The following is a 22,521-nucleotide window of genomic DNA, read 5'->3' as shown; positions in this document are numbered from 1 at the left end:
CCGATGGACCTGGTCACGGGCATTCTGCACACCTCGCTTCTCGCCGGCGGCGTGCTCGCGCTTGCGGCGCTTGGCGAGGTACTGGCCGAGCGCGTCGGCGTGGTCAATCTCGGGGTCGAAGGACTGATGGCGCTAGGTGCGATCACAGGAATAGCCGCGGTGGTGACGACGAAAAGTCCGACTGCGGGTTTCCTGCTGGCGCTCGGTGTTGGATTTCTGGTCGGGATGGTCTTCGCGGCGATCACCGTCTTGCTGCGTGCCAACCAGGTGCTGTGCGGGTTGGCGCTGACGCTGATGGGCACGGGCTTTGCAGCCACTGTCGGCAAGGCCTATTCCGGTATTCCGGCGCCCGCGACCTTCGTAGCGCTGCCGCTGCCTTACCTGAGCTCGATCCCGCTGCTCGGCCCCGTGCTGTTCACGCAGAACGTGCTGGTTTACCTGATCTATATCGTCCTGCCTTTGCTCATTCATTTCCTGATGTTCAGGACCCGCCATGGTCTGAACCTGCGCGCCGTCGGGGAAAACCCCGCCGCGGCTGATGCCGCCGGCATCGCCGTGCAGAAGATTCGCTTCTGGTATGTGACGATGGGTGCGGCGCTGGCCGCCGGAGCCGGCGGCTATCTGACGCTCGCCTTCGTGCCGTCGTGGTCCGAGGGCGTCGTCGCCGGCCGCGGCTGGATCGCGGTGGCGCTCGTGATCTTCGCCGGCTACCGACCGCTCAATGCAGTGCTCGCAGCACTGCTGTTCGGCGTGATCACCTCGCTCGGCTTCGTCGGCCAGGCGCGCAATTGGCCAATCGCTGCGCCCATTCTCTCGATGCTGCCTTATCTCGGCACCATCGCGTTCATCGTCGTTCCGGTCGTTGCTTGGCATCGCATGCGGCAGGCGATGGCCGCGCCGGCCGCGCTTGGCATTCCCTATTATCGTGACCTGCGGTGATCCATGTCCACGCTGCTCGTGAAGAACATCGACTATCTCGCGACCTTTGACGATACACGGCGCGAGATCAAGGATGGCGCCTTGTTCGTCCGCGACAATGTCATCGAGGCGGTCGGCAGCAACGCCGAGCTGTCCGGACTTGCCGCGGATGAGGTGCTCGATCTCGCGGGACATCTGGTGATGCCGGGCATGATCAACACCCATCATCATATGTACCAGAACCTGACGCGGGTGATGGTTCAGGACGACGAATTGTTCGTTTGGCTGACCACGCTGTACCCGATCTGGGCAGAGCTCGATGACGAAGCGATCTACTTCAGCGCGCGCATCGCCATGTTGGAGCTGATCCAATCGGGCTGCACCACGAGTTCCGACCATCTGTATATCCAGCCCAACAATGTCCGGCTCGACGCGACCATCCGGGCCGCCCAAGAAATCGGCTTGCGCTTTCACGCGGCGCGCGGGGCAATGTCGCGCGGCCAGAGCCAGGGCGGGCTGCCGCCCGATAATTGCGTCGAGAAGGAGGAGGATATTCTCAAGGACGCCGAACGGCTGATCCACACCTTTCACGATCCAGGCCGACACGCCATGAGCCGAATCGTGCTTGCTCCCTGCTCGCCCTTCTCGGTCACGCCCGGGCTGATGAAGGAAGCCGCGCAATTGGCGCGCCGCCATCAGGGCGTGCATCTGCATGCGCATCTCGCCGAAGACCTGGACGAGGAAGTCTATTGTCGCGACATCTACGGCATGCGGCCGGTGGAATTCGCAAGCTCAGTGGGCTGGCTCGGGCCGGACGTCTGGTTTGCGCACGCCATCTTTCTCGACAGCTTCGAAATCCGAAAGTTCGCCGAGACCGGCACCGGGATGGTGCACTGTCCCTCCGCCAATATGCGTTGCGGCCAGGGCATCGCCAAGATTCGGGAAATGCGCGACGCCGGCGTAACCTGCGGGCTCGGTGTCGACGGCTCCGCCTCCAACGACACCTCCAACCTCTTCCTCGAAGCGAGGCTCGCGCAAATGCTGCAGCGGATCGCACCTCACCGGTACCTGTCGGAAGCGCCGGGCGGGCGCGGTGGATTCGGCGGCAGTCCGAAGGCGCTGTCGGCACGCGAGGCACTGGAGATGGCGACCCGCGGCGGCGCAAAGCTGCTCGGGCGCGACGATATCGGCCAGCTCGCGCCCGGCATGAGTGCCGATTTCATCGCGGTCCGCCTCAACCAGCTTGGCCTTTCCGGCACCCAGCGCGATCCGCTCGCCGCGATGATCATGTGCGGACCGTTCAAGGTGGACTATTCCTTCATCAACGGACGCAACATCATCCGCCGCGGCGAATTCGTAAGGCACGACATCGAGGCTTCGCTTGCCGATCACGCCAAGATCATGCAACGAATCTACCGGCAATAGGCCGACTGCCGTGAGGAACGGAGCAGCGGGCATGAACACGACCATCGAAGCGGGCACTCTCGATCAATGGTATGTCCTGGATGCGCTGACCGATATTCCGGTCGCGGCCAAGCACCATCGCCTGCTGGGCACCGATCTCACCACGCGACGTGGGCCTAACGGCGAGATCGCCATCAGAGCCGCTGGCCGCGACCAGCCGCTACCGGCGCGGGAGCGTTACGGCTGTCTCTGGACCTCGCTTGGCAAGCCGGAGCGCGATATCGTCGCGATCCCCGAGGCCGATGAGGCCGACCGTCGTCATGTCATCTGCGGCGCGGTCACGGTGCGCGCCTCCGGCTTACGCATTGTCGAGAACTTTCTCGATATGGCCCATTTTCCTTTCGTCCATACCGACATTCTCGGTTCCGAGCCGCACACCGAGGTCAGGCATTACGCCACCGAGATCCGCAGGGATATCGATGAGGTCTGGGCGACCGATTGCGAGTTCTTCCAGCCGCAGGCGGCGCTGTCGGCCACGGGCGGCATCGTCACCCAATATATGTACCGCGTCGCTACCCCGTTCGCGACGCTGCTGTACAAGACTTGTCCAAATGCCGCCGATCGTTGGGACGTGATCTGCCTGTTCGTACAGCCGCTCGATCCCGGGCAGTGTCGAGCTCACCCGGTGATGTTTCTGATCGACGACGCCTCCGCGCTGGCGGACCTCGTTCAATTCCAGCAAATGATCTTCCTGCAGGACCGGATCATCCTGGAGAACCAGCGCCCGCGGCTTCTGCCACTCGAACCGCGTGCGGAAATTCCAACCCGCGCGGACGCGACTTCAGTCGTCTACCGCCGCTGGCTCAAGGAAAAGGGCGTCGTTTACGGCACGACGCTAGGCGGCAGCAGTTAGTCGCGCGAGTGGCACCAACAGTCGCTGCTGATCGCAGTCAGTGTCGCGCCGTCGGTCCGACTGGCGCAATATAGACCGGCGGCGGCGGACGATACGGGAAGGCGGAAACGCCGAAGTTCCTGCCATATTGCTGCTGGACAGCCGGCACATTGACGGTGCCGACCTTGAGGTCCGACGATCTGGCGTCGATCGGCGGAACGTTGAGGACGGGCGGATTGACCCGATCCACCTGGCGCTTGAGCTTTTCGTTCATACAGCCGAAGGATTTTTCGCTGCCGATGACGACATCGACGCAGCGCTCGAACTTTTCGGCCGCCGGGCCGCCCGATGCGCCGTGGGGGGCGGGCTGCTTGTTACCATTCTCCTCGGCATGCGCCGGCGCGCCGATGATGATCTCAGGCAGCGGCGTTCGCTCCTCGGCCTGAACAGGCGCTACGGCCAACGCGAGAAAAGGAATTACAAGAACAACGATGTCTCTCATTGCAATGCTCCTTGCTGCGCCCATCGGCAACAACAACAGGACGTGCCGATACAGCGCCAGCTCCATGAGCGGGCAAGCGATCTCGCGCTATCGTCCAGCTCGAACCTGAACAACGAGTGCGCTCAACTGACTGTTCAGCGCGGCGAGGTTCACCTGTCCTACCCTCGCTATGCCGACGCATTTGCGCCCACACCCGCCCCTTGCTGGCTCACCAAAGGTGGCGACCGGCACGCGTCCTGTGACGGGAAAACCTCGCGCCATCAGTTTGGAGCGCACCGCAAGGCAGTAATTGACCGAGAGGAACGAAAACCGCGTTTCGCCGTGGCCGGCGCGGTATTTCATCACAGCGGTGCAGAGATCGCCGCCCGCAAGACGCCAAGCTTGGGCGAGATAGGTCACGCCATAGTGGATGTTGGTTTCCGGCACGGCAAGATCGGCAAGCGTGCCGCTGAATCCGAGCATGCGCGCGGTGGACGGCAAGATCTGCATCAATCCGATCTCCCCGGCGCCTCCGACGGCACCGGGATTGTAGCCGCTCTCCACCGCCATCACCGCCTCGGCGATCTCCGGTGCAAGTCCGTTTTGGGCCGCTTCCTTCTCGATCAGGCTGCGATAGTGGCTGCGCGCGTCGGCTGCACTCGGGGTGGGTGTCACAACTGCAACCGCGCTGCGCAGAACGTCCTTTGGAGGCTCGGGGGAAGGAACCGTCGGCGCTGCGGGCGCGGATGCCGCCATTTCGGCGGCGGCAAAGCGTGTCGCAAATGACTCGGGCGGCGCCGATTCCGCGAACGTCGTCCTGGCTGCACCTGCCGCGATCACAAACGCCAATGCGATCGCAGAGCACAGACGTGCCCCGCGCATCAGCAGCGAATGAGATGTCCCGCCTGCCATCTTACTGCCCCTGCCCCGGCTGTCCTTTCGGCTTAAGGGAAAGGCGCAGATGCACAGGCTGCAGCATGTCGGAGGGTGGCGTGCCAACATTGGCCCGGGTCAGGAGTGCGCGGAGCCGCACTGCAAGACCAGGGTCGATCTGCCCGAATTCGACCCGCTCGATGCGGCCATCGGACATGATCCAGGCGCGCACCGTCACGACGTCAACGGCCGGGTCCGCGCCACGTCCACGTCTCGCCGCCTCATCCTGAAACTGCCGCACCACATCTTCAGCAGAGAGCTCGTCCTGGAAACGGGTCTGCAGCCGACTGGCGAATGCCTGCCAGTCCGCTGGAGCGGACAGCGCAGACCGGTAATCGCTTTGCGGAGTGTCGCTGGTTGCGGCGCGAGCCGGAACCGGCGCAACCGTGAGCGCCCCGCTCACCGCACCAAGCCAGCCAAACAAAGCTCGCCATCGCAAGACGCCGTTTCCGTTCATTTGGCGATCTCATCAGCCTCCGCTGTCGGCCATGGGCCGCGTCCGCCGGCACCTTGCAATCACTGGATCGTCGGCGACGCCTCCAACTTCGCGCGCTGATGCGCCGGCTCCTCGCCGCTCCCGGAAGCCTGCGCCGCTGGGGCAGTGGCGGCCTTGGCGGCACCGAGCTTGGACAGCTCCTCGCGCAGATAGCCGATCAGTTCCTGCACCAGGCGGTCCCAAATCTCGATCTGTGCGCGCAGATTGTTCGGAGCCACGCCGCCGGCGACGCAAATGTCGAGGCAGAATACCAGGAATGGATGGCTGAGCTGCAACCGGCTAAACCGACGCGTCGCGTTCCAGCGGTTGACGAGATCGAGCGGCAGATCGCCTTGAACCTGCAAGGGTGCAACCAGCGTGACGTCGGCAAAGCTCTGCTCTTCGCCGGCAAAGCGGTTGCCGGGGCGAATGTCGAACGCGAGGCCCGAGGTCGCGGAACGCAGATATTGCACATTGGCAACCGGATCGCTCAGGGTCTCGACGCGGTAGCCGGCGCTCTGAAAGATCTCGCGCAAGCTGTCGAGCGTGAGCTTGGTAATAATATCGGACATGATGATCACTTTCGCCTTGGTTGTTTGTTATTTCTTCGAATTGTCGAACAGGCCGGACAGCGCAAGCTCGTTGAGCACCGGCGGATGCTGCTTTTGCAGCTCCGCCAGATAGGCACGCCGCAACATCGCCGAGCGCTCGGCACGCATTTGCTGCACGAGCTGGTCGCGAACCTCAGGCAGCGTACGCGTGTAGGAGGCCTTGGTGTCGATCAGCTTGAGAATGTGCCAGCCATCGTCGAGTTTGATGGGCTCGGACACTGCGTTCTTGGCGAGCCCCATCACCTGGTTGCGGATTTCCGGGCGAATCTGCGTTTCCGCAAGCCAGCCCAAGTCGCCGCTATCCTTCGCCTCATTGCTGGCGCTTGCGATCGCCGCGAAATCGGCGCCTGGGGCCTTCAGCTTGCGCGCGATCTCGTCGATTTGCTGCTTGGCCTTGTCGTCCGTCGCCTTGTCGGCATCCTTGGGCACCGCGACGAAAATCTGCGCGAGCTGAAATTGTCGGGGCGCCAGCATTGCAGCGCGATTGGCATCATAGACCTTCTGCACCTCTTCATCGCTCGGGAAGTTCGCGGGCGGCACGGTTATGGACTGCAGATAGAGTTCGACCAGGGCGCCCTCGCGAATCCGGTCGAGCTGTGCTGCGACCGCCGGCTGCTGGTCCCACTTCTTCTCCTGCGCTTCCTGCAGAACGAGTCGGTTGGTCAACAGCAGCCGCACGGCCTGGCTGAGCAGTGCCGGGTCTTTCTCCAGCGCGGCCTGTTCCCGCGGCGCGAGCGCGGCGACATAGGAACGAACATCCGCCGCGGAGATGTTGGTGTTGCCGACGCGCGCAACAACATCTTCGTTGCCGGCGATCTTGCCGGCGGCGAGGCCTTGCGTTGCGGTTGCGGGCGCTGCGGCCGGCGCGTTCTGTGCGGGCGCGGCCACGGCCTGCCTTGGCTTTGCCGGGACCGAAGCGGCGCGCGGCGCGGCCGGCGCCGGCGTTTGGGCGGGCGCTGCGAGCGTGGAACAGCAAATCATGGCCGTGACGACGGCGATGCCTGCCGGCCGTGTCAGTTTCAAGATGGATGCATCGCTCATGGGCTCACCTTCTGATCGAGGAACTTGTCATCGGCTTCCTGCAACTGGTTCTGCACTTCGACACGCCGCAGTTGCAACACCGGCTCACGGGCCACAATAGCATCGCCGATTGTGACAGCCTTATAACGCTGCACGAGATCGCGGCCCGCCTTCACCAGCGTATCGTTCTTGGCCACGCAACTTTTGGTGCTGGCCTTGTAGGTGTTGGCCTCACTCTCGAACTTCGCGCGCTCCGCATCCTTGGTACGGGCGACGGTGGCAGCCTCTTCGTAAGCTGTTTTCCATTTGTCCAGAGTCTGGTCGCGCTCGGCGAGGCGCTGATTGAACTCCTCGACCGCCTCGCGATGTTCCTTTTCGATCTTTTTCACCTGGGCCTTCGCGGCCTCGGTCTCTGCTTTCGCGGCAGCGATCTGCCTCTCCGCTTCCGCGACCTTGGCCTGCAGGGCCGCGCGCTGATCCTCCAGCGCGCGAGTTTGCATGGTGGCGCTGCGCAGCGCTTCGCGCAGCTTATCGGCTTCATCGTTGGCGAACGCGCCGGTCGTGAACAATGTTGCGGCCGCCATCACGATCAGGTTGAAACGGATGCGCATGATCAGAACCGAGCGTTGACGTCGACCAGGAGCACGTCGACGGCATAGGGAACACCGCCGATATTGTTGGCGCTCATCCAGCGCAGCGAGCCCCAGACGTTCTCCGCCAGGCCGAGATTGCCGCCGACGAAGTAGCCTTTGAGATTGGTGCCGCCGAGCCCGAAATCGGAATCCACGAAGGCATCGATCATGGCGTCGGACTCTAGATATTTGTAGCCGGCGTGGACGTTCCAGTCCCAGAGATGCTTGATTTCCTTGTTGCCGACGGTGATCTTGCCGAGCCAGCCCTGGTTGCCGCCATTGAATGCTCCCGGCACGTTATTGCCCGGGCTCGGACCGCGGTTATTGATCGCGGTAGCCTCCATCCAAGCACGATTGAAGGCCGTGTTGACCACATATTCGCCATCGAGAATGATGTGCACGGGGTTGAACTCGGCGATATCAAACTCGGCGCTGACGACCGCCGGTCTGAACTGGCTGGCGAGCCCGAAGTATTGATACATGCCGGGACCCGCACCGTAATTGTTCCCCGAGTAGCGGTAAATGTCGCGCAACGCGAAGTAGCTGTTGCCCTTCTGCGCAAAAGAGGGCCGGGTATAGTCGGTGTCGCAGACATCGGATGCCGAAGCCACGATACAGTTGGGACTGGAGAGCTGTCCCTGCACACCGCTGAAATCGTAATAGGCCGCGGCAAATCGGAAGGAATAGTCGGCGTTGAACCTGGCATCAAAGCCGACCTGACCGCCAACCAGCCATTTGTCGTGGCTCGCCAGTTTGATCGGTTGGTTCGGGTTGTTCGGATCGCCGAGATTGATACCGGCATTGAAATCGGTGTTGAAGACCGGGGCGGCGCCAATGACCGCAAACGGGGTGTAGCCTTCAGCCACCTCGTGCTTCGCCTGGATCGCAAAGCCGTCGAAACCGATCTCCTTGTACCAGACCAGATCGGTCGGCGACCAGAACGGGTTGTCGAAACGGCCGGCGGAAATCGAAAGGTCCTTATCCCATGTGGCATAGTTCAGATAGCCGCGGTCCAGCCACAGGGAATATTTGGAGAAGTTGCCGCCGCTGTTTCCGAACGTCTGGTTGGTGGACACTGGCGAACTGCTGTCGCCGGTCGCGATACGGAAGCCGGCTGTGAAGCCGGACGTGAGATCCGCCTCCATACCCAATCGGCCGCGGAACTTGAACTGATCGCGATTCTGCGTGACGTTATACGTCGGAGCAAAATAGGGGTTAACGTTGCCCTGACTATTATCAAACGGCGAACCAGTGTTGATTGCATTGAAGTTGATCGCATCGGCCTGATCATTGCCCGTTGGGAAATAGCTACCCTGATAGCGCATGCGCACATCGCCATAGAAATGGATGCGCTGCGCCCATTCCGGATAGGCGCCGGGTGAGGCCCAGTTTTCCTTCTCGGCCTTGGCCATGACCTCCTTCTTAATCTCGTCGCGCAACTGCTGTTTGACGATTTCCGGTACATAGGTGACATGGCGCGTTCCCGGCGGCTGCGCCGCGGCGGCTGCGGCGGTCGCCGCCTTCGTGGCATCGTCGGCCTTGGCGTTGGCATCCCTGGCGGCTTGCCGCGCCACATAGGCCTCGTCTTCGGCCTGCTTGATCAAGTCGTCGGCCTGGTCCTGCTTCAACACGCCTTGCTTGACCAGCAGGTTGACCAGATTGACCGTCGCATTGGGCGAAGTCGGCTTGGTGCTCGACACTTTCGGCCGCTTCGAATCGGCCTGTTTCGCGGGCGCGTCAGGATCCTTCGCGCTTTGGCCTAACGCCGGCGACACGCAGGTGAGTGCACAGAGCGAGACCGCGACCGGAATTGCGCGCCAATCAGCGTCTGCCTTAGTCTTGAACATAGAACCCCCAGTTATCACGACTTGTCTTGTTGGATTGCCCCAGGTCAGCCCTGCCGCCGCGCCGTGACGCGGGTGTTGATCGGCATCGGCATATCTTTCGGCGGCGGCTCGCGCAGCGTGAGGCCAGCGAACACATCGTTGCGGATCACGGCATCCAGTTCGGCATCGCCGGTTGAAGAGACCAACTGGATTTTGCTGACGCGCCCCGAACCGTCGGCCCACAATCGGATCTGCACTTGCATCACCGCATTGCGGGTCTTTGGATTGGCACGCAATGCCGCCTCGATTTGCGTTTGCACCATGGAGGCGTACCAGCCGAAGCGGCTGCCGCCGCCTCCGCCCCCATAGGGACTGCCGCCCGGCTTGCCGCCGAGGTTGAACAGATCACCCGGCCCGACCGCCTTTGCATCGAGCGACAACGGTCCCGGCGGCTCCTCGTTCTTGGCGTCCTTGACCGGTTCGTCCTTCGGCTTTTCGAGCGGCTTGTCTTCCTTGAACTCCTGCTCCGCCATCTTGGGCTGCTCGATCATCTTCTGCTCGGGCGGCGGCGGTGGTGGTGGCGGAGGTGGCGGCGGCACGATGTTGACGATGGTCAGCTCGCGCACTTGGCGTGGTGGCGGCATGTCGTCATGGCCGAAGAAGAAGTAACCGGCACCACCAAATAAAACGGCGAGCACCGCCAACGCGGCGCCGTAACGCAGGTACGAGCGTCGCTCGCGCCCCGCCCGCGGCGGATTTGGCGCCACGCCGGAATCAGGCTCGGCCTGCGGGTTGCCGGGCACGGCCGTTGAGGCGGCGTCGCGGCGCGCCATCAAATGCTCTTGGTCCCTGGCCAAGCGGCTCATGATGCGGCCTCAAGCATTGCAGGCGTGCCGAGCTTCTCGCCGAGATAGTGCAGCACGAAACCGACGACGATATCGAAATCGGCGGTCTTGAGAGACACCGTCGTGCTCGGCGCCGCTTCGATCGCCACATGAAAGCCGGGCCACTCCCGGCAGAATTCCACATAGGCGGCCTGATCGATCGTCAGGCGACACTGCGCGCCGCGGGCGATCGTGAGCAGCAGTGGATCGCCATCCTGGTCGGCGTCGCCAAAGCGGCTGCGCAGAGTATGTGCCAATCTGACCAGCACCGCTTCGCCGCGAATCGGAAACGGGAGCACCGCGGTGCCACACCGTTCTGGAGTATCAGACTGAGCGGAATGACCGAATGCAGCGGATGCGGCATATTCATTGCGACGCCCAACACACGTTGTGCCGAATGCAAGCACAATCTCGCGCAGCCGCGACCACAGGGTCCGGCGGGGCGCGCGAGAATGGAGCGGCAATTGCATGATCTCGGCGGTCGGCATCGGTTCGGTCATTTCACAAGCGGTTTTGTTGCAAGCCCGACCTGGGTGAGACCGATGCGCCCCAGAAGGTCCAGCACATCCATCACGCTCTGGTACTGCGCCTGCGCATCGCCGCGCAGCACGACCGGGAATTCGGGCGTGAGCGCCTTCTGCTGGATCAGCCGCTGTTCGAGCTCGGGCAGGGTGACTGGAATGGTGTCCAGGAAGATCTTGCCGTCGTTGGCAACCGTGATCGCCTTGGTGGTCTGAGTTGCGAGGCTCGGTGCGGCGGATGCCTTGGGCAAGTTGACCTTCTGGCCTTGCACGGTTGCCGTGGTCATGATGATGAAGATCACCAAGAGCACATAGGCGAGGTCCAACATCGGCGTGATGTTGATGTCGTCATACGGCTTGGCTTCGCTCTGGATCTGCATCGCGCTACTCCGCCGCCATCTGATGCGGCATCGGATCCGGCCGATCGGCGGAGTAGTACTCGGCCATCTTCGTCACGAACTCGTCGACGAAGACCTGAATGTCGGAGGTCAGGTCCTTGATGCGGGAGATCAGGTAGTTGTAGCCGAACAGCGCCGGGATAGCGACGCCGAGGCCCGCGACGGTGGCGACCAGCGCGGCCGCGATGCCCGGGGCGATGGCGTTGACGTTGACGTCCCCGCTGGCCGCAATCGCCGCGAAGGTGATCATGACGCCCACCACGGTGCCGAGCAGGCCGAGAAACGGGCCGCCGGAGATCGCGATCGTCAGGACCACCATGAGGCGGTTGAGGCGCTGCATCTCCTTGACCACGCCGCTGTCGAGCGCGGCGCGGATGGCTGCGATCGAAGCGGCCGAGAGCACCAGCGGCCGTCCGCCGCGTCCATCGAAGCGGTGGCGCAGTTCGGCGGCGCCGATGTGATAGATGCGGTAGAGCGAGGAAGCGCGCATCATCTTGGCATCTGCCTCGGTCAGTCGTCCGCCAAGAGTTGAAACCTCGTCCGCATCGCCGCGATCAAGCATGGTGAGATCGGCCGCGATCTCGCGAAAACCCTTCATGAATTGCGCGTTCGCCTTCGCCTGCTTGTTCAGGTAAGAGGCCTTGTCGACCATCACGACCCAGCTAATCGCGGCCATGACGAGGAGCAGGCCGATGACCACCCAGCCGTCGAGGGTGACCGATTTCAGGATCACCGCGAAATAGCCCGACAGCCAGCTCGCGGTTTCCTCATCGACGCTGAAGGACATCAGCTTCGAGGATTCGGGGCCTTGTTCGAGGGCAGCGAACCTGATGAAGCCCGCCGGACGCGCGGCCTTGCTGATCTGCAGTTCATCGACGTCGCCGACGTAGCCGGCCATCTGCGCCGCAGCGGGGGCAGCAGCCGCCGCATCGGGCGCGGGCGCAGGGCTGGCGCCCCCGTCCGCGGCCGCCGCCCCGGGGCTGTCAGGTTGGGCGGCCGCGGCAGGCGCCGTCGCCGGCGAGGTCGGGGCAGCGCTGGAGGTCGACGTGTCCCCCCCGACCAATGCGACAGTGTTGAGCGCGGGTATGGCTGCATTCAGCGACGCACAAGGCGCGCCGTCGAGATAGACCGTGATCTGCCCGTTGCTCGCGAGCACAGCGAGATGATGCCATCCATTCGGCGCGACCGGTGCACCGGCCCCGCTCCGCTGCACGCTGCCCGCATTGGTGACCTCGACGAACGGAGCGCCGTTGTCGAGCCCGATCACGAGGGCATTGGCGCCATCACGGCGGCTGTAGAGGGCCGCATTGGGCTGCAGCGCCGCCGGCTTGATCCAGGCGGACCAGGTGAGGGCGGAATTGTCGGCAAGCGCGAGCGACGGCGAGCCGGGCAAGGTCAGCGGCTTGGTCCCATCCAGACGCAACCCGGTGCCGATCAGCGCGCCTTCAGCCGGCTGTCCCGCACTTTGCGCATTGTTGGTCCATACCGAAGAGTCGAGGGCCGGCGTGCCCCGCTCGTTGAAGTGATAGACCAGCAGCATGTCGGGATCATACGTTCCCTTCGCGTCAGCGACGGACACCGCTTTCTTGTTGCCGTAGTACAGCCAGATGTCTGTCTTGGCGCCCGGCGCAAGATTGGGGACCGCGACCCAGACCAGGCCCTCCGCGAGCAGCGGGTCGTAGCGTTCGATGTGAAATTTCAACGGCGTCTTGTCGTCGCCAGCCACGAAGCGCAGATCGCTGCCGTCATCCTTGGTGGCAGCGAAGCGAAAATTGCCGGCATGCAGCCGCACCAGCACGGCCGTGCTACCGATCTGATCCGTGATGTTGCCGCCGGCGGCGCTGGTATCGATGGTGATCTTCTTGCGAAGCTGCCACTCGTCGTTCCACCAGGCCTTTGCCGGCGACGGCGACAACATCGTCGCGGCCACAAGCCCGAACAGCAAGCCAGATACAACCCTTGCAGTCTTCCGTCGAAGCGAGGCGCGGCACGCGCGCAACACGATATCCCAGCCCATTGTCATCAGAATTCACCCCAGATCCGGAAATTCACGCGCGGGTTGTTGGCGCGGGTATAAGCTTGGCTGATCATCGGCAGCGAGCCGACGACCATGCCGTTGACGTGATCAAAGAACTTGAAGCGCGTGCCGAGCCCGTAGCTCCACTCCTCGAAGTGCGACACCTGATCGGGAAGAGGCTTAAGCACTGTCGCCTGGCCCGCATCAGTGAATACGAAGAAGCGCCATTCGTTGAAGGGGTTGAAACGCGGCGCTCCCTGGCCGGTCTCATTCTTGAGATTCTTCTGCAGGATGTCGCCGACGTCGGGGCTGCGCAGCTCAATCGTGCCGGCCACGCCGTTATCACCGAGCACTTCGGATTCCAGATAGCCGCGAACGGTGTCGAGACCGCCGAGGCTGAACTGCTCGCTCGATACCAGCGGCCCGTCGGCCAACTGGCCCTGCACCTTGCCGTAGAGCTGGACGCCTTCGGGCAGTTCCTGGGTATGTGAAACGTCGAGGTTGAAGTGCGTGAAGTTGGGCGAGGCGTTGAAGCGCTTGTTATCGAATTCCTGGAGCGAGCTGCTAGGCGTCCGCAGATTGTAGGTGAGCGACGCGTTCATTTGCGTTGTTGATTTGTCGAGCTGAAACGTCGCACTGTAGCTCGCGACCATCGGGTAGTAGGTGACCGGCGACGAGAAACCGTCGGTGCCCAGGCTGACCGTCTGATCAAAATGCTTGAAATCGGCGCCGATCGAGAGCGTATGGAACAGGTGATCGCGCGTCGGCAGCGTGATGACCGCACGCTCGCCGACGATCTCGCCGGGGCCGACCACGTTGGTGCCGCCGACGGTCGCGACGCTGCTGTCCGATTTCACGCCGTAGGTCAGGAAACTCAGCCAATCGACGCCAGGCACGCGCGCCAGATAAGAGGCGGAAAAGACCTCGGCATCCTTCCGCCGCTCCGGTGCGACCTGGTAGGTGAAGCTGAAGGAGTGCCCGAGTTGCCAGAGATTGTCGTAATGCACCGTTCCAACGATGCGCTCAGCCGTGGTGCTCGGCGACTGCCGATTGTTGACTTCGAGGCTGCCATGAATGGGCGCAGTGTCCTCGACGTTGAGATCAACGTCGACCGTCCCCGGGGTCACGCCGGCGTGCAGTGCCGGGGTCACCCGGCGGTCGGGCCACTGATTGAGCGAGACGATGTCCTTCGTGACATCGCCGAAATTGGGCACAGTCCCCTCTTTCAGCGAAGGCGCGCCCTGCTTGATTTTGTCGAGATCGAAATAACGCGAGTTCTTGACTCGCAGCCGGCCAACCTTCAGCTCCGTCACCTTGAGGATCACCGTGCCGCCGGCCACGTTCTGTTGCGGCACCGCGACGCTGACCGTTTGGAGACCCTTGTCGTGATAGGCTTTTTCGAGGGCCGCGCGAGCCTTCTCGACATCATCAGCGCTCCTGTTGGGGCCGAGGAATGGATAGATCGCCTTCTCGATCTCGATCTGCGGTAGCGCGTCCGCTCCCTGCACCGCGAAATCGTCGATATCGAAATGTTGGGCCGGAGCAGCCTTTGTCGACGCGCCGCTTTTCTGGGCAGGGGCAGCCGGCTTTTGCGTATCCGCCGTATCCGCCGCAGGAGTAGCGGCTTCGGCAACCCGCTTTGCGGCAGCCGGAGCGGTCGCCGCGAGACAGCCCATCATGGTCGCCGCAGCCAGATGCAGCGAAGGCCGGTTTTGACGCCGCGGATTACTGTTATTGCCAGTTCGAATTCGCACTTGCAGTCGCTCGTTTTCGCAGGGCGCGCGCAAGCACGGCAGGAACGCCGCCTTCGCGTGGCCTCATTCCAAAGACGACCGGCAGGGTGCTAACCCGCAAAATTTTTTTGCAGGACGCGGAAAAATTTAATGGCCTTTTAGGAAGTTGCTGGAACGCGGGCGCATCGCCCCTGCCGCTCAGCTCAGGAGTACGACGCCGCCCGGCAGGTGGGTGATCCTGGCGCCAAAGAGCTGCTCGACCTGGCCGACGAAATTATCGAGCTTATCGAGCTGAAAAGTGCCGTTGACGAGCCGGCTCTTGAGATCGGAGCTGGTGATGATGATTTTTCCAGGCCGGTAGCGATTGATCTCGTCGACAACGCTGGCCAGCGGACGATCGCGAAAGATCAATAGCCCCGTCTGCCATGCCGAGACCTGGCCGACGTCGACGGCTCTCGAGGGCTGTAATCCGGCATCCGAATAGCTGACTTGTTGCTTCGGCTGAAGCTGCACGGACTTGCCGCCCTGCTCGACGGACACTATGCCGGCGATGCAGGTAACCGAGACGACCCGATCGAAACACCGCGCGTTGAAGCTGGCCTGGGAGGCCGTCATCTGGCCCGTCCCAGCCAGCATCACCAGCGGCTTCGACGAAGAGGTCTTCGCGGCGACCGAAGCCTCCCCTGAGATCAGCTCGATCCGGGTCTCATTCGGCACGGGCCGCAAGGCGATGCTGGTTTGCGTGTTCAATTCCAGCGAGATGTCGGGCGTCACCAGGACCTTGCGCTGCTCGCCCTTCCCAGTCCGGTAGTCGGCCGACAACTCCTCGAACGAAGGCCACAGCCCAAGTGGAGGCCGCACGATGACGTAGCCGGCCGCTGCGGCAACCGCTCCGGTCAGGATGGCGCGACGCGCGAGCAGTCGGGGAGTGCGCTGGACCAGCACCGCACCGCGGGCCTGCTCGGCCTTGAGCTCTTGCGCCGCGGTCCCCGCATGACGGTAAAGCCGCGCCGCCGCCCTGAAAGCCTCCTCATGCGCCTCGCTTTGCTGGCGCCAGCGTTGCAGCGCGTCCAGATCAGCCTGCGTGGGCGCGCCGGTCTTGAGCCGCACGATCCAGCCGAGCGCTTCCTCGATCAGCGGATCGCGCGCCGATGTAGGGGGCATGATCATCATTGAATGCTCATTGCCTTATGCGCCAAACGAAAGCCCCGCGCCGAGGAGTGCATGAGGATTGGACCGACGATCGTGTCAATTCGGGATATCAATTGCAGGCAGCCGCTGCCCAACGGCCGCAGCGGGCGGCGCCGACAAGATATCTTCCGGTTCGCCGCGCTTCACCTCAAGGACCAAATTGATGGTTGCGCTTTTGCTGCCCATAGCAATTGCCTTCCCGATATCGCCGCAATCTATGTTGCCGCTCCATTCAAATGCCTGCAGAGCCTCCACGCCCGTCGAGTCATCGCAAGCCCTCTTCTGATAGACGATCGAACGCTGCTGATCCCGCAGAAAAACCCCTACACCAGTGGAAAAATCCAGCACGACTTGAGCCGCGACTTCGGCCAAACAGCCTGCGTCGCGGTCCTTGCCTGGGATCGGCCGCAAGGCCGGCAGACGCGGAGCCAGACCGCCACGTCGCCTCGTCGCCAATTTGGCTATGAACGGGGGCGCGGGCCCCCAAGCCGGCGGATCAATTTGTAATCAAGACAATCCGCACAATGGTTCAGTGCCAGCTTCAGGTCGCTCTCGACGGTGCGGAGGCTGACGCCGAGGCGCGCGGCGACCTGCTGCGCCGACTGCCCCTCCACTGAGATGCTGTACAGAACCTCGCGCGGGCGCGCCGGCAGCCCGGCAAGCGCCCGCTTGAAGGCTTCGATCTCGGAGCGCGCCTCGACGACCCGGGCCGGGTCCGGCTTTTCATCGGAGATGTCGAGCAACGCATCGACTTCCGCGGGGCTCACGCGGCGGTTTTGCGCCTTCCGGCGGTCCTTTGCGATGTTGATCGCGATCCGGAAAATGTAGTCGGCCGGGCTGCGGACCGGCGCAGCGTCCGTTACCCGATCAAGCCGCAGGAACGTCTCGTGCAGCGCCTCGTAGGCGAAATCCGACGACCCTAAGCGCCTGGTCAGCTTCCTGACGAGATTCCCGTAGTTCTCGACAAGCTGGCCGCGCAATCGCACGCGGTTGATATCAGCCACGTCTTGCTAACCCCCACACGCCGTCCCCGCGAAGCTTAGGCCTCGTCCCCCGGACGGATTTGTTCGTAACCAGCGTGCACAACACATTTATGACGGTACGCTGCAACCGCGAAATATGCCACGGCGCGGTCGTGAGCCGTATCAGTGTCGGGCAGGCCTCAGGACGGTTCGAACACCAGCGTGGTTTCGACAGTCAATGGATCCGGCAGGTCGGAGGGAACGGCGGGCAGCGGTTGCGCTCGCCAGATCGTATCGACGGCTTCCTTATCAAAGATCGGCTGTCCCGAACTGCTTCTGACCCAGACTCCGAGAACCGTCCCATCCCGTCGCATCGAGAATATCGTATCGACCGCTCCGTAGAGCCGGTCGCGGCGAGCCGCCCTGGGATAACGCTGATAGCGCGCGACGTGGCGCAGCAGGTCCTGCCTGAACTTGATGGCGGCGACATTGGGCGGACCATCGGACGGGACCGAACGACTGATCACCGCCGGAGCTTCCGCGGCAGCGGGCGCCGAGGGCACCGGCGTGACGGCGGCATCCTCGGCGGGCTTGTCCGGCTGGTCCGCCGCATCATCGGTTCGCGCGGCAACGCGCGCGATACTGGGCGGCGAGATTTCCGATACCGGAACGGGCTCGGGGCCCGGACGCGGCAGCAGACGGACCTGAACCATCGAAGCCTGATCGTGCCCGGATCGGCCCGACGGCATCTGCCATTTGATCCAATAAATCCCGCCAACGAAGAGCATGGTGACGATAATCGGCGCGAGCAGCAGACGAAGCACCTCGCCCCAGGCCCAGGCGCTGGGATCATCAGGATAAAAAGGTGAGGCTGTCGAGATCACCCGGGCGGCCTGCTCTCCGCCGGGCTCGCCGGATTTCATTGTGCGGACCTCACGACAATGGCCACCCGCACAGGCTGCGGCATGTTGGCCGGCGCCGGACGGCTGATGACAACACCGCGCAGCGCCGCCGCCACAGCGGCGTCGCGATCCGCATCGCCTGTCGACTGGAAGAGCTGGGTGCGCTGAATGGTCCGCGACGGATCGATCCAGAGATCGAGAACGGCCCGATAGGTCCCCCCGCGGGTCCTGGCGTTCTTCTGCAGTGCTCTTTGAATATCGGCCTGAATGCTCTCGCTATAATCGCGCAGCGAGCTTCGGTCATCTTCCTCACCGCTCGCACGCACGTGGAGTGTACCCAGCGACAGGTCCGCGCTGGCAAACGGGCTCGCTGGAGGGATGTCCCGCTCGGAGACCCGGGGCGCAAGCGTAATGGCATCCGGCCGCGTGTAACGGACACTCAGGTCGGTGCCGGTCAGCAGCCGGTTCAGCGCCTCTTCGCGCGTGAAGCTTCCGTCCACCGCAATCGACCGCTGGCCGGCGGCGGCGCGGCTTTCGTAGAGAACCTGCACGCCGGCTTGCTCGCCATAGCTTTGCAGCGCGTTCGCCAAGGGCTGCGAGGGGATGTGGAACACAATCGGCGCGGGGCCTTCGATTGGCTGGCGCTCCTGCGCGGCCGCCGCGTATGCTCCGGCGATCGCCAGCGCAGCACAGGCGCCGATCAGCCGTCGCCGCTTCCGGTCGTGGCTCTCCCGGGCGATTCGGACGGGATCCCCGCCGAGACAACCACCTGGACCATATATCAATGTGTCGACCGTCGTCATCATCGCGCGTGGATGGCTTGGCCGGCGATCATTATCGGATCGAAAGACCGGATGGAAGAGACCTCCAGAGCACGCGCCCGCCGCGGCGCACCGACGCGATCGTCGCGCGAGGGATGACCATCGAGCGAGGCACACACACTGCTCACTTCTTGAGATTGAGCGAGAAGCGCAGGTTGAGAGGCTGCAACATTTCGGGCGGCGGTGCTTCGCCGATATTGCCGCGGGTGAGAATGGTCCGCAGATCGGCGTCTGCCTGCGCGTCCGTCAGCGGCGCGAACGAGACCCGCTCCACCGTGCCGTCCGGATTGAGCCAGGCTTTGACGACCATCGAAGGCGGCAGGCCATCTTCCTGCCCGGCGTGCTCCTTGACGTAAGCGCGAAAGCGATTTGCCACCTGGTCGTCGGCCCCGATCCAGCTCTCGAAGCGATACTGCACGAGCTTGGCAAATTGCGCCCAGGATGGTGGCGCCTTGCCCGGTTCACGGTAATCGAGGCTTTGCCCAAGTGCGCTGACCGAAGCGAGCCCGCACAGGCACAGCAGCAAAATTCTCAGCGCCGCTGCCGATTTTTGCGGCAGCATCAATGAACCAAACACGAACATCTCAGGAAGGGCCCCGCCTATACCGCCTCACGGCGATGATATCAGCCAGATTGCCTGCTCAATTTTGCAGACAAGTGACACGCGCCGAAATCGAAGCGGCGCGGTTGGCGCGCGGCGAGCTGCCGGCCATCTGCGGCCTGTCATCCTCCGCGAAACGGATGCCGTTACTGGCAAGGAACGCCTTGGCCTCGGCCGCGCCGACCGCCAGGACGCGGTTGACTCCCGTGCGCCGGCTGATCACGCCCTCAACCAGGCCGCGGCTATCAAGCACGGGCGCGCCGCTGGCGCCGAATGTGGCGTCGGAATCGATCGCGATGTAGCCGCTTTCACCTCCGCCGGAACTCGGGCTGATAGTGGCATTGCCGAGCATCCCGCCATGGCTCAGCATCTGCGGCAGCCTGTCGTAGGCGGATACGAACACCATCTCGTTCGCGGCCGTCGTGACGGTGCGAGGAAAGGTGGCAGAAAGTCCGAGCGTCTTGGGCACTTTGATCAAGCCCAGATCGACGCGGTCGGAAAGTGCGACGACGCGAGCCGCAACCCCCCGTCCCTCCTTGGTGACGACGACGCGCGTGCAATCGTCGACCGCGTGTCGCACCGTCAGGAGCGCGCCAGAATCATCGACAAAGAAGGCCGTGCCGCTCTTTTCGCGACGAACCATGTCCGGCTCCGGCGGACGCGACAGCGGCTGGGGCGCCATCCGCTCATGATTTTGCGCGGGCATCCAGAGTTGCGCTTGGGCCGGTGCGCCAAACGCCGCCAAGGCAGCCAAAATGTGGACGATTCGAACCATGGCACGCGTTGCATACGAATAGCTCGGATTGGTCAAACCATTTGTTGTGACCAGCGCGTGACACATATGCGACAAGCGGCTGGTCAATACGGGGCTCTCAGGCGCGGAGTAAATAAAGGCTTAGCGCCCACGACTGAGGGACCGCAGCCGCCGACGAGCGGCTCGTCGGCGCCAAACCTCGCTGAGCGAGCGAGTCAGCCTGCAGCGGAACGGAGGCGCGCGGCCGGGGCGCGACCGACTTTCGCAGCATTTCGGATGGCAGCGATGTTGTTCGCGTAGTCCAATCCGCCATGCCCACGAAAAACGGCGGATCCGGCGACCAGGACGTCCGCCCCGGCCGCGACCGCGGAGGCCGCGTTATCCGGAGTGATGCCGCCGTCGACCTCAAGATGAATCGGCCTGTCGCCGATCATGTTGCGGATGCGAGCGATCTTCTCGATTTGCGAGCCGAGGAAGGATTGCCCGCCAAAACCGGGGTTGACGGTCATCACCAAAATGAGGTCGACACGATCGATCACATATTGGATCGCACTTTCCGGCGTCGCCGGACACAGGCTGACGCCGGCCTTCTTCCCCATCGCCCGGATGCTCTGCAGCGAGCGGTCGAGATGCGGACCGGCCTCGGCATGCACCGTGATGATGTCGGCGCCCGCCTTCGCAAACACCTCCAGATATGGCTCGACCGGCGCGATCATCAGGTGCACGTCTAATGGCTTCGCCGTCAGCGGACGAATGGCCTTGATGACATCGGCGCCGAAGCTGATGTTCGGCACGAAATGTCCATCCATGACATCGCAATGGATCCAATCTGCGCCGGCCGCGGCAGCAGCCGCGACTTCCTCGCCAAGCCGGGCAAAGTCAGCGGCGAGAAGCGAGGGAGAGATCACGATGTCGTCAGTCATTGCGGGGCGCTCGTCCCATCCGTCCGCACTTCAGCAGCGGGAAACGCGAAGACGCGGCTTGCCAGAATATCGGAGGCATCAATCGTCTCGAGATCTGCAACGCTTAGCATTCGATCGAGATCCGAGACCAGGCGATCGGCTTGGCGAAGGCGAATGCGGTCGACGGCGTTGCGGATCGAGCGCGCGTTCGAGAAGAAGGGCTGTTGGCTGCGCAAGGCAATGTACTTGACAAAGGCCTCGCGCGCCGCAGCGCTGAAGCGATAGCCGCGTTCCTGCAACATCAACTCCGATATCGCGAGCAATTCCTGCTCGGAATAGTCGGGGAACTCGATGTGATGCGCGATTCGCGAACGGAAGCCCGGATTGCTCGCGAAAAAGCTCGTCATCCGCTCGCCATAGCCGGCAAGAATGACGACAAGATCGTCGCGCTGGTTCTCCATCACCTGCAGCAGGATCTCGATCGCCTCCTGACCGTAGTCTCGCTCATTGTCGGGGCGATGCAGGTAATAGGCCTCGTCGATGAACAGCACGCCGCCCATCGCCTTCTTGAGAATCTCCTTCGTCTTCGGCGCGGTATGACCGATATATTGGCCGACGAGGTCATCGCGGGTCACGGAGATCACATGCCCGCGCCGCACAAAGGCGAGGCCGTGCAGGATCTTGGCCATCCGCAAGGCAACGGTCGTCTTGCCGGTTCCTGGATTGCCGGTGAACGACATGTGCAGCGTGGGCGGCGAGGCGACCAGACCCGCCTGCTGCCGGATCCGCTCAATCAGCAGCAGCGATGCGATCTGGCGCACTCTGCTCTTGACCGGCTTCAGCCCGATCAGCTCGCGATCGAGTTCGCGGAGCGTTGCGGTGATGCCGGCCGCTTCGGCTTCCTTTCTTAGATCGAAGCTCGACGGGAACGGCGCCTTGGCCGGGTCCTCGTCCGAGCTTGGCTGATGCGGGCGATCAAGCATTGGCACCTCGAAAAGAAGAGCTCCGCCGCAAGCGGCGAAGCAGTTGGTCCGCGGAGGAGCAAGGGGAGCAAACTCCGATCCGACGGAATTCAAATTCCTGGATCGCGATCCGGAATCGCATCATGATCTCATCTCGTTGCTTGAGCATGCTGCGTGCAAACGCTTCGCGCTTGTTAGCTAGGGGAAAACCGGCTTCCGCTTGTGCTTGCCGGCTCTCCGCCTCCGGATCTTGCCCTAGGACAAGGCGTCCTGCTGGGCCGGGCGGCGCTTGGTTGTGTAACGCAGCCCCCGTCCAGCAACCTCTTGCCGCGACAATTCGAACTGCGCCTCCTTCGGCGGTCGATTGACCAGGAAAGAGATCCGAACCGACTCCCAACCATGGCTCGCATCAAAGCCGCTGAGGCGGATGTAACGGTCGCCATAGACCTTACGGCATTCGGCGAGCTCCATCATGACGCCGGCCGCATCCGCCAGATCAAACATCGGCAACCCCCACATTTCCCAATAGGTGTTGCGCGGATGCGGATCGTCGGTGAACTCGATATTCACCGCCCAGCCGTTCGCCAGGCAATACTGTACCTGCTTGTAGATCTGATCGTCGGTCAGATCGGGCAGAAATGAGAAGCAGCCTTGGGTCAATCTCATCTTGTCTCTCCTTTA

Annotated in this window: 25 protein-coding genes; 3 read left to right on the top strand and 22 right to left on the bottom strand. The window is 63.1% G+C overall.

Annotation, left to right across the window (positions count from 1 at the left end; all coding sequences use genetic code 11):
* Positions 1-3: 3 nt before the first annotated feature.
* Genes F758_RS0102385 through F758_RS0102375 form a run of 3 tightly spaced genes read left to right on the top strand, consistent with a single transcriptional unit; the run spans position 4 to position 3,235 of the window.
* On the top strand, positions 4-939 hold the full coding sequence (locus F758_RS0102385) for an ABC transporter permease (protein WP_024506341.1): 936 nt from the start codon (positions 4-6) through the stop codon (positions 937-939).
* Positions 940-942: 3 nt separating this feature from the next.
* Positions 943-2,343 carry an 8-oxoguanine deaminase gene (locus F758_RS0102380; RefSeq protein ID WP_024506340.1) on the top strand — a complete coding sequence of 467 codons (1,401 nt, stop codon included), beginning with the start codon at positions 943-945 and terminating at the stop codon, positions 2,341-2,343.
* A 31-nt stretch (positions 2,344-2,374) separates the two neighbouring features.
* Positions 2,375-3,235 carry an aromatic ring-hydroxylating oxygenase subunit alpha gene (locus F758_RS0102375; RefSeq protein WP_024506339.1) on the top strand — a complete coding sequence of 287 codons (861 nt, stop codon included), beginning with the start codon at positions 2,375-2,377 and terminating at the stop codon, positions 3,233-3,235.
* A 37-nt stretch (positions 3,236-3,272) separates the two neighbouring features.
* On the opposite strand, the gene F758_RS51540 is transcribed toward F758_RS0102375, so the two are convergent.
* The 22 genes from F758_RS51540 to F758_RS0102260 form a co-directional block, all read right to left on the bottom strand.
* Positions 3,273-3,716, bottom strand: coding sequence for a hypothetical protein (locus F758_RS51540; RefSeq protein ID WP_245286398.1), 444 nt, complete (start codon positions 3,714-3,716; stop codon positions 3,273-3,275).
* Positions 3,717-3,803: 87 nt separating this feature from the next.
* Positions 3,804-4,607: a lytic transglycosylase domain-containing protein gene (locus F758_RS0102365; RefSeq protein ID WP_245286397.1), complete on the bottom strand. Its 804-nt coding sequence runs from the start codon at positions 4,605-4,607 to the stop codon at positions 3,804-3,806.
* Between the two features lies 1 nt (position 4,608).
* Positions 4,609-5,085, bottom strand: a complete 477-nt coding sequence (locus F758_RS43175; protein WP_024506336.1) for a hypothetical protein — start codon at positions 5,083-5,085, stop codon at positions 4,609-4,611.
* Between the two features lie 59 nt (positions 5,086-5,144).
* A complete protein-coding gene (locus F758_RS0102355) occupies positions 5,145-5,675 on the bottom strand; it encodes a YbjN domain-containing protein (RefSeq protein WP_024506335.1) in 531 nt (176 codons plus the stop codon).
* Positions 5,676-5,702: 27 nt separating this feature from the next.
* Positions 5,703-6,755, bottom strand: a complete 1,053-nt coding sequence (locus F758_RS0102350; protein ID WP_024506334.1) for a peptidylprolyl isomerase — start codon at positions 6,753-6,755, stop codon at positions 5,703-5,705.
* Complete coding sequence (locus F758_RS0102345; protein WP_024506333.1) at positions 6,752-7,345, bottom strand: hypothetical protein; 594 nt, start codon at positions 7,343-7,345, stop codon at positions 6,752-6,754. The genes F758_RS0102350 and F758_RS0102345 overlap by 4 nt, the downstream gene beginning before the upstream one ends.
* 2 nt (positions 7,346-7,347) lie before the next feature.
* On the bottom strand, positions 7,348-9,213 hold the full coding sequence (locus F758_RS0102340) for a putative porin (RefSeq protein ID WP_024506332.1): 1,866 nt from the start codon (positions 9,211-9,213) through the stop codon (positions 7,348-7,350).
* A 44-nt stretch (positions 9,214-9,257) separates the two neighbouring features.
* Positions 9,258-10,058, bottom strand: coding sequence for a TonB C-terminal domain-containing protein (locus F758_RS0102335; RefSeq protein WP_024506331.1), 801 nt, complete (start codon positions 10,056-10,058; stop codon positions 9,258-9,260).
* On the bottom strand, positions 10,055-10,564 hold the full coding sequence (locus F758_RS51535) for a hypothetical protein (RefSeq protein ID WP_245286396.1): 510 nt from the start codon (positions 10,562-10,564) through the stop codon (positions 10,055-10,057). Before F758_RS51535 ends, F758_RS0102335 begins: the two co-directional genes overlap by 4 nt.
* 8 nt (positions 10,565-10,572) lie before the next feature.
* Positions 10,573-10,977, bottom strand: a complete 405-nt coding sequence (locus F758_RS0102325) for an ExbD/TolR family protein (RefSeq protein ID WP_024506329.1) — start codon at positions 10,975-10,977, stop codon at positions 10,573-10,575.
* Positions 10,978-10,981: 4 nt separating this feature from the next.
* Positions 10,982-13,018, bottom strand: coding sequence for a DUF2341 domain-containing protein (locus F758_RS0102320; RefSeq protein WP_024506328.1), 2,037 nt, complete (start codon positions 13,016-13,018; stop codon positions 10,982-10,984).
* The gene (locus tag F758_RS0102315; protein WP_024506327.1) at positions 13,018-14,691 is read right to left on the bottom strand and encodes a ShlB/FhaC/HecB family hemolysin secretion/activation protein; all 1,674 of its coding nucleotides are present in this window, start codon (positions 14,689-14,691) and stop codon (positions 13,018-13,020) included. Before F758_RS0102315 ends, F758_RS0102320 begins: the two co-directional genes overlap by 1 nt.
* A 252-nt stretch (positions 14,692-14,943) precedes the next feature.
* Positions 14,944-15,918 carry a FecR family protein gene (locus F758_RS0102310; RefSeq protein ID WP_084305020.1) on the bottom strand — a complete coding sequence of 325 codons (975 nt, stop codon included), beginning with the start codon at positions 15,916-15,918 and terminating at the stop codon, positions 14,944-14,946.
* Positions 15,919-15,993: 75 nt separating this feature from the next.
* Positions 15,994-16,308 carry a hypothetical protein gene (locus F758_RS43165; protein ID WP_035720438.1) on the bottom strand — a complete coding sequence of 105 codons (315 nt, stop codon included), beginning with the start codon at positions 16,306-16,308 and terminating at the stop codon, positions 15,994-15,996.
* An 89-nt stretch (positions 16,309-16,397) separates the two neighbouring features.
* Positions 16,398-16,940: an RNA polymerase sigma factor gene (locus F758_RS0102300; protein ID WP_024506324.1), complete on the bottom strand. Its 543-nt coding sequence runs from the start codon at positions 16,938-16,940 to the stop codon at positions 16,398-16,400.
* A gap of 158 nt (positions 16,941-17,098) precedes the next feature.
* The gene (locus F758_RS0102295; protein ID WP_024506323.1) at positions 17,099-17,821 is read right to left on the bottom strand and encodes an energy transducer TonB; all 723 of its coding nucleotides are present in this window, start codon (positions 17,819-17,821) and stop codon (positions 17,099-17,101) included.
* A complete protein-coding gene (locus tag F758_RS0102290) occupies positions 17,818-18,603 on the bottom strand; it encodes an STN domain-containing protein (RefSeq protein ID WP_245286395.1) in 786 nt (261 codons plus the stop codon). The genes F758_RS0102295 and F758_RS0102290 overlap by 4 nt, the downstream gene beginning before the upstream one ends.
* 142 nt (positions 18,604-18,745) lie before the next feature.
* On the bottom strand, positions 18,746-19,198 hold the full coding sequence (locus F758_RS0102280) for a hypothetical protein (protein ID WP_245286394.1): 453 nt from the start codon (positions 19,196-19,198) through the stop codon (positions 18,746-18,748).
* 64 nt (positions 19,199-19,262) lie between these two features.
* Entirely contained in the window at positions 19,263-19,865 is a 603-nt protein-coding gene (locus F758_RS0102275; RefSeq protein ID WP_245286393.1) for a S1 family peptidase, read from the bottom strand.
* Positions 19,866-20,191: 326 nt separating this feature from the next.
* Positions 20,192-20,899 (bottom strand): ribulose-phosphate 3-epimerase, encoded by a 708-nt coding sequence (rpe, locus tag F758_RS0102270; RefSeq protein WP_024506319.1) that lies wholly within the window; start codon positions 20,897-20,899, stop codon positions 20,192-20,194.
* Positions 20,896-21,861: a CbbX protein gene (gene cbbX, locus F758_RS0102265; RefSeq protein WP_024506318.1), complete on the bottom strand. Its 966-nt coding sequence runs from the start codon at positions 21,859-21,861 to the stop codon at positions 20,896-20,898. The genes rpe and cbbX overlap by 4 nt, the downstream gene beginning before the upstream one ends.
* A 234-nt stretch (positions 21,862-22,095) precedes the next feature.
* Entirely contained in the window at positions 22,096-22,506 is a 411-nt protein-coding gene (locus F758_RS0102260) for a ribulose bisphosphate carboxylase small subunit (RefSeq protein WP_024506317.1), read from the bottom strand.
* Positions 22,507-22,521 lie beyond the last annotated feature (15 nt).

Origin of the sequence: Bradyrhizobium sp. ARR65 (assembly GCF_000472385.1) — a bacterium.
In the GTDB taxonomy this organism is placed as follows: Bacteria; Pseudomonadota; Alphaproteobacteria; order Rhizobiales; family Xanthobacteraceae; genus Bradyrhizobium.
This window is presented reverse-complemented; position numbering and strand designations above follow the sequence as displayed.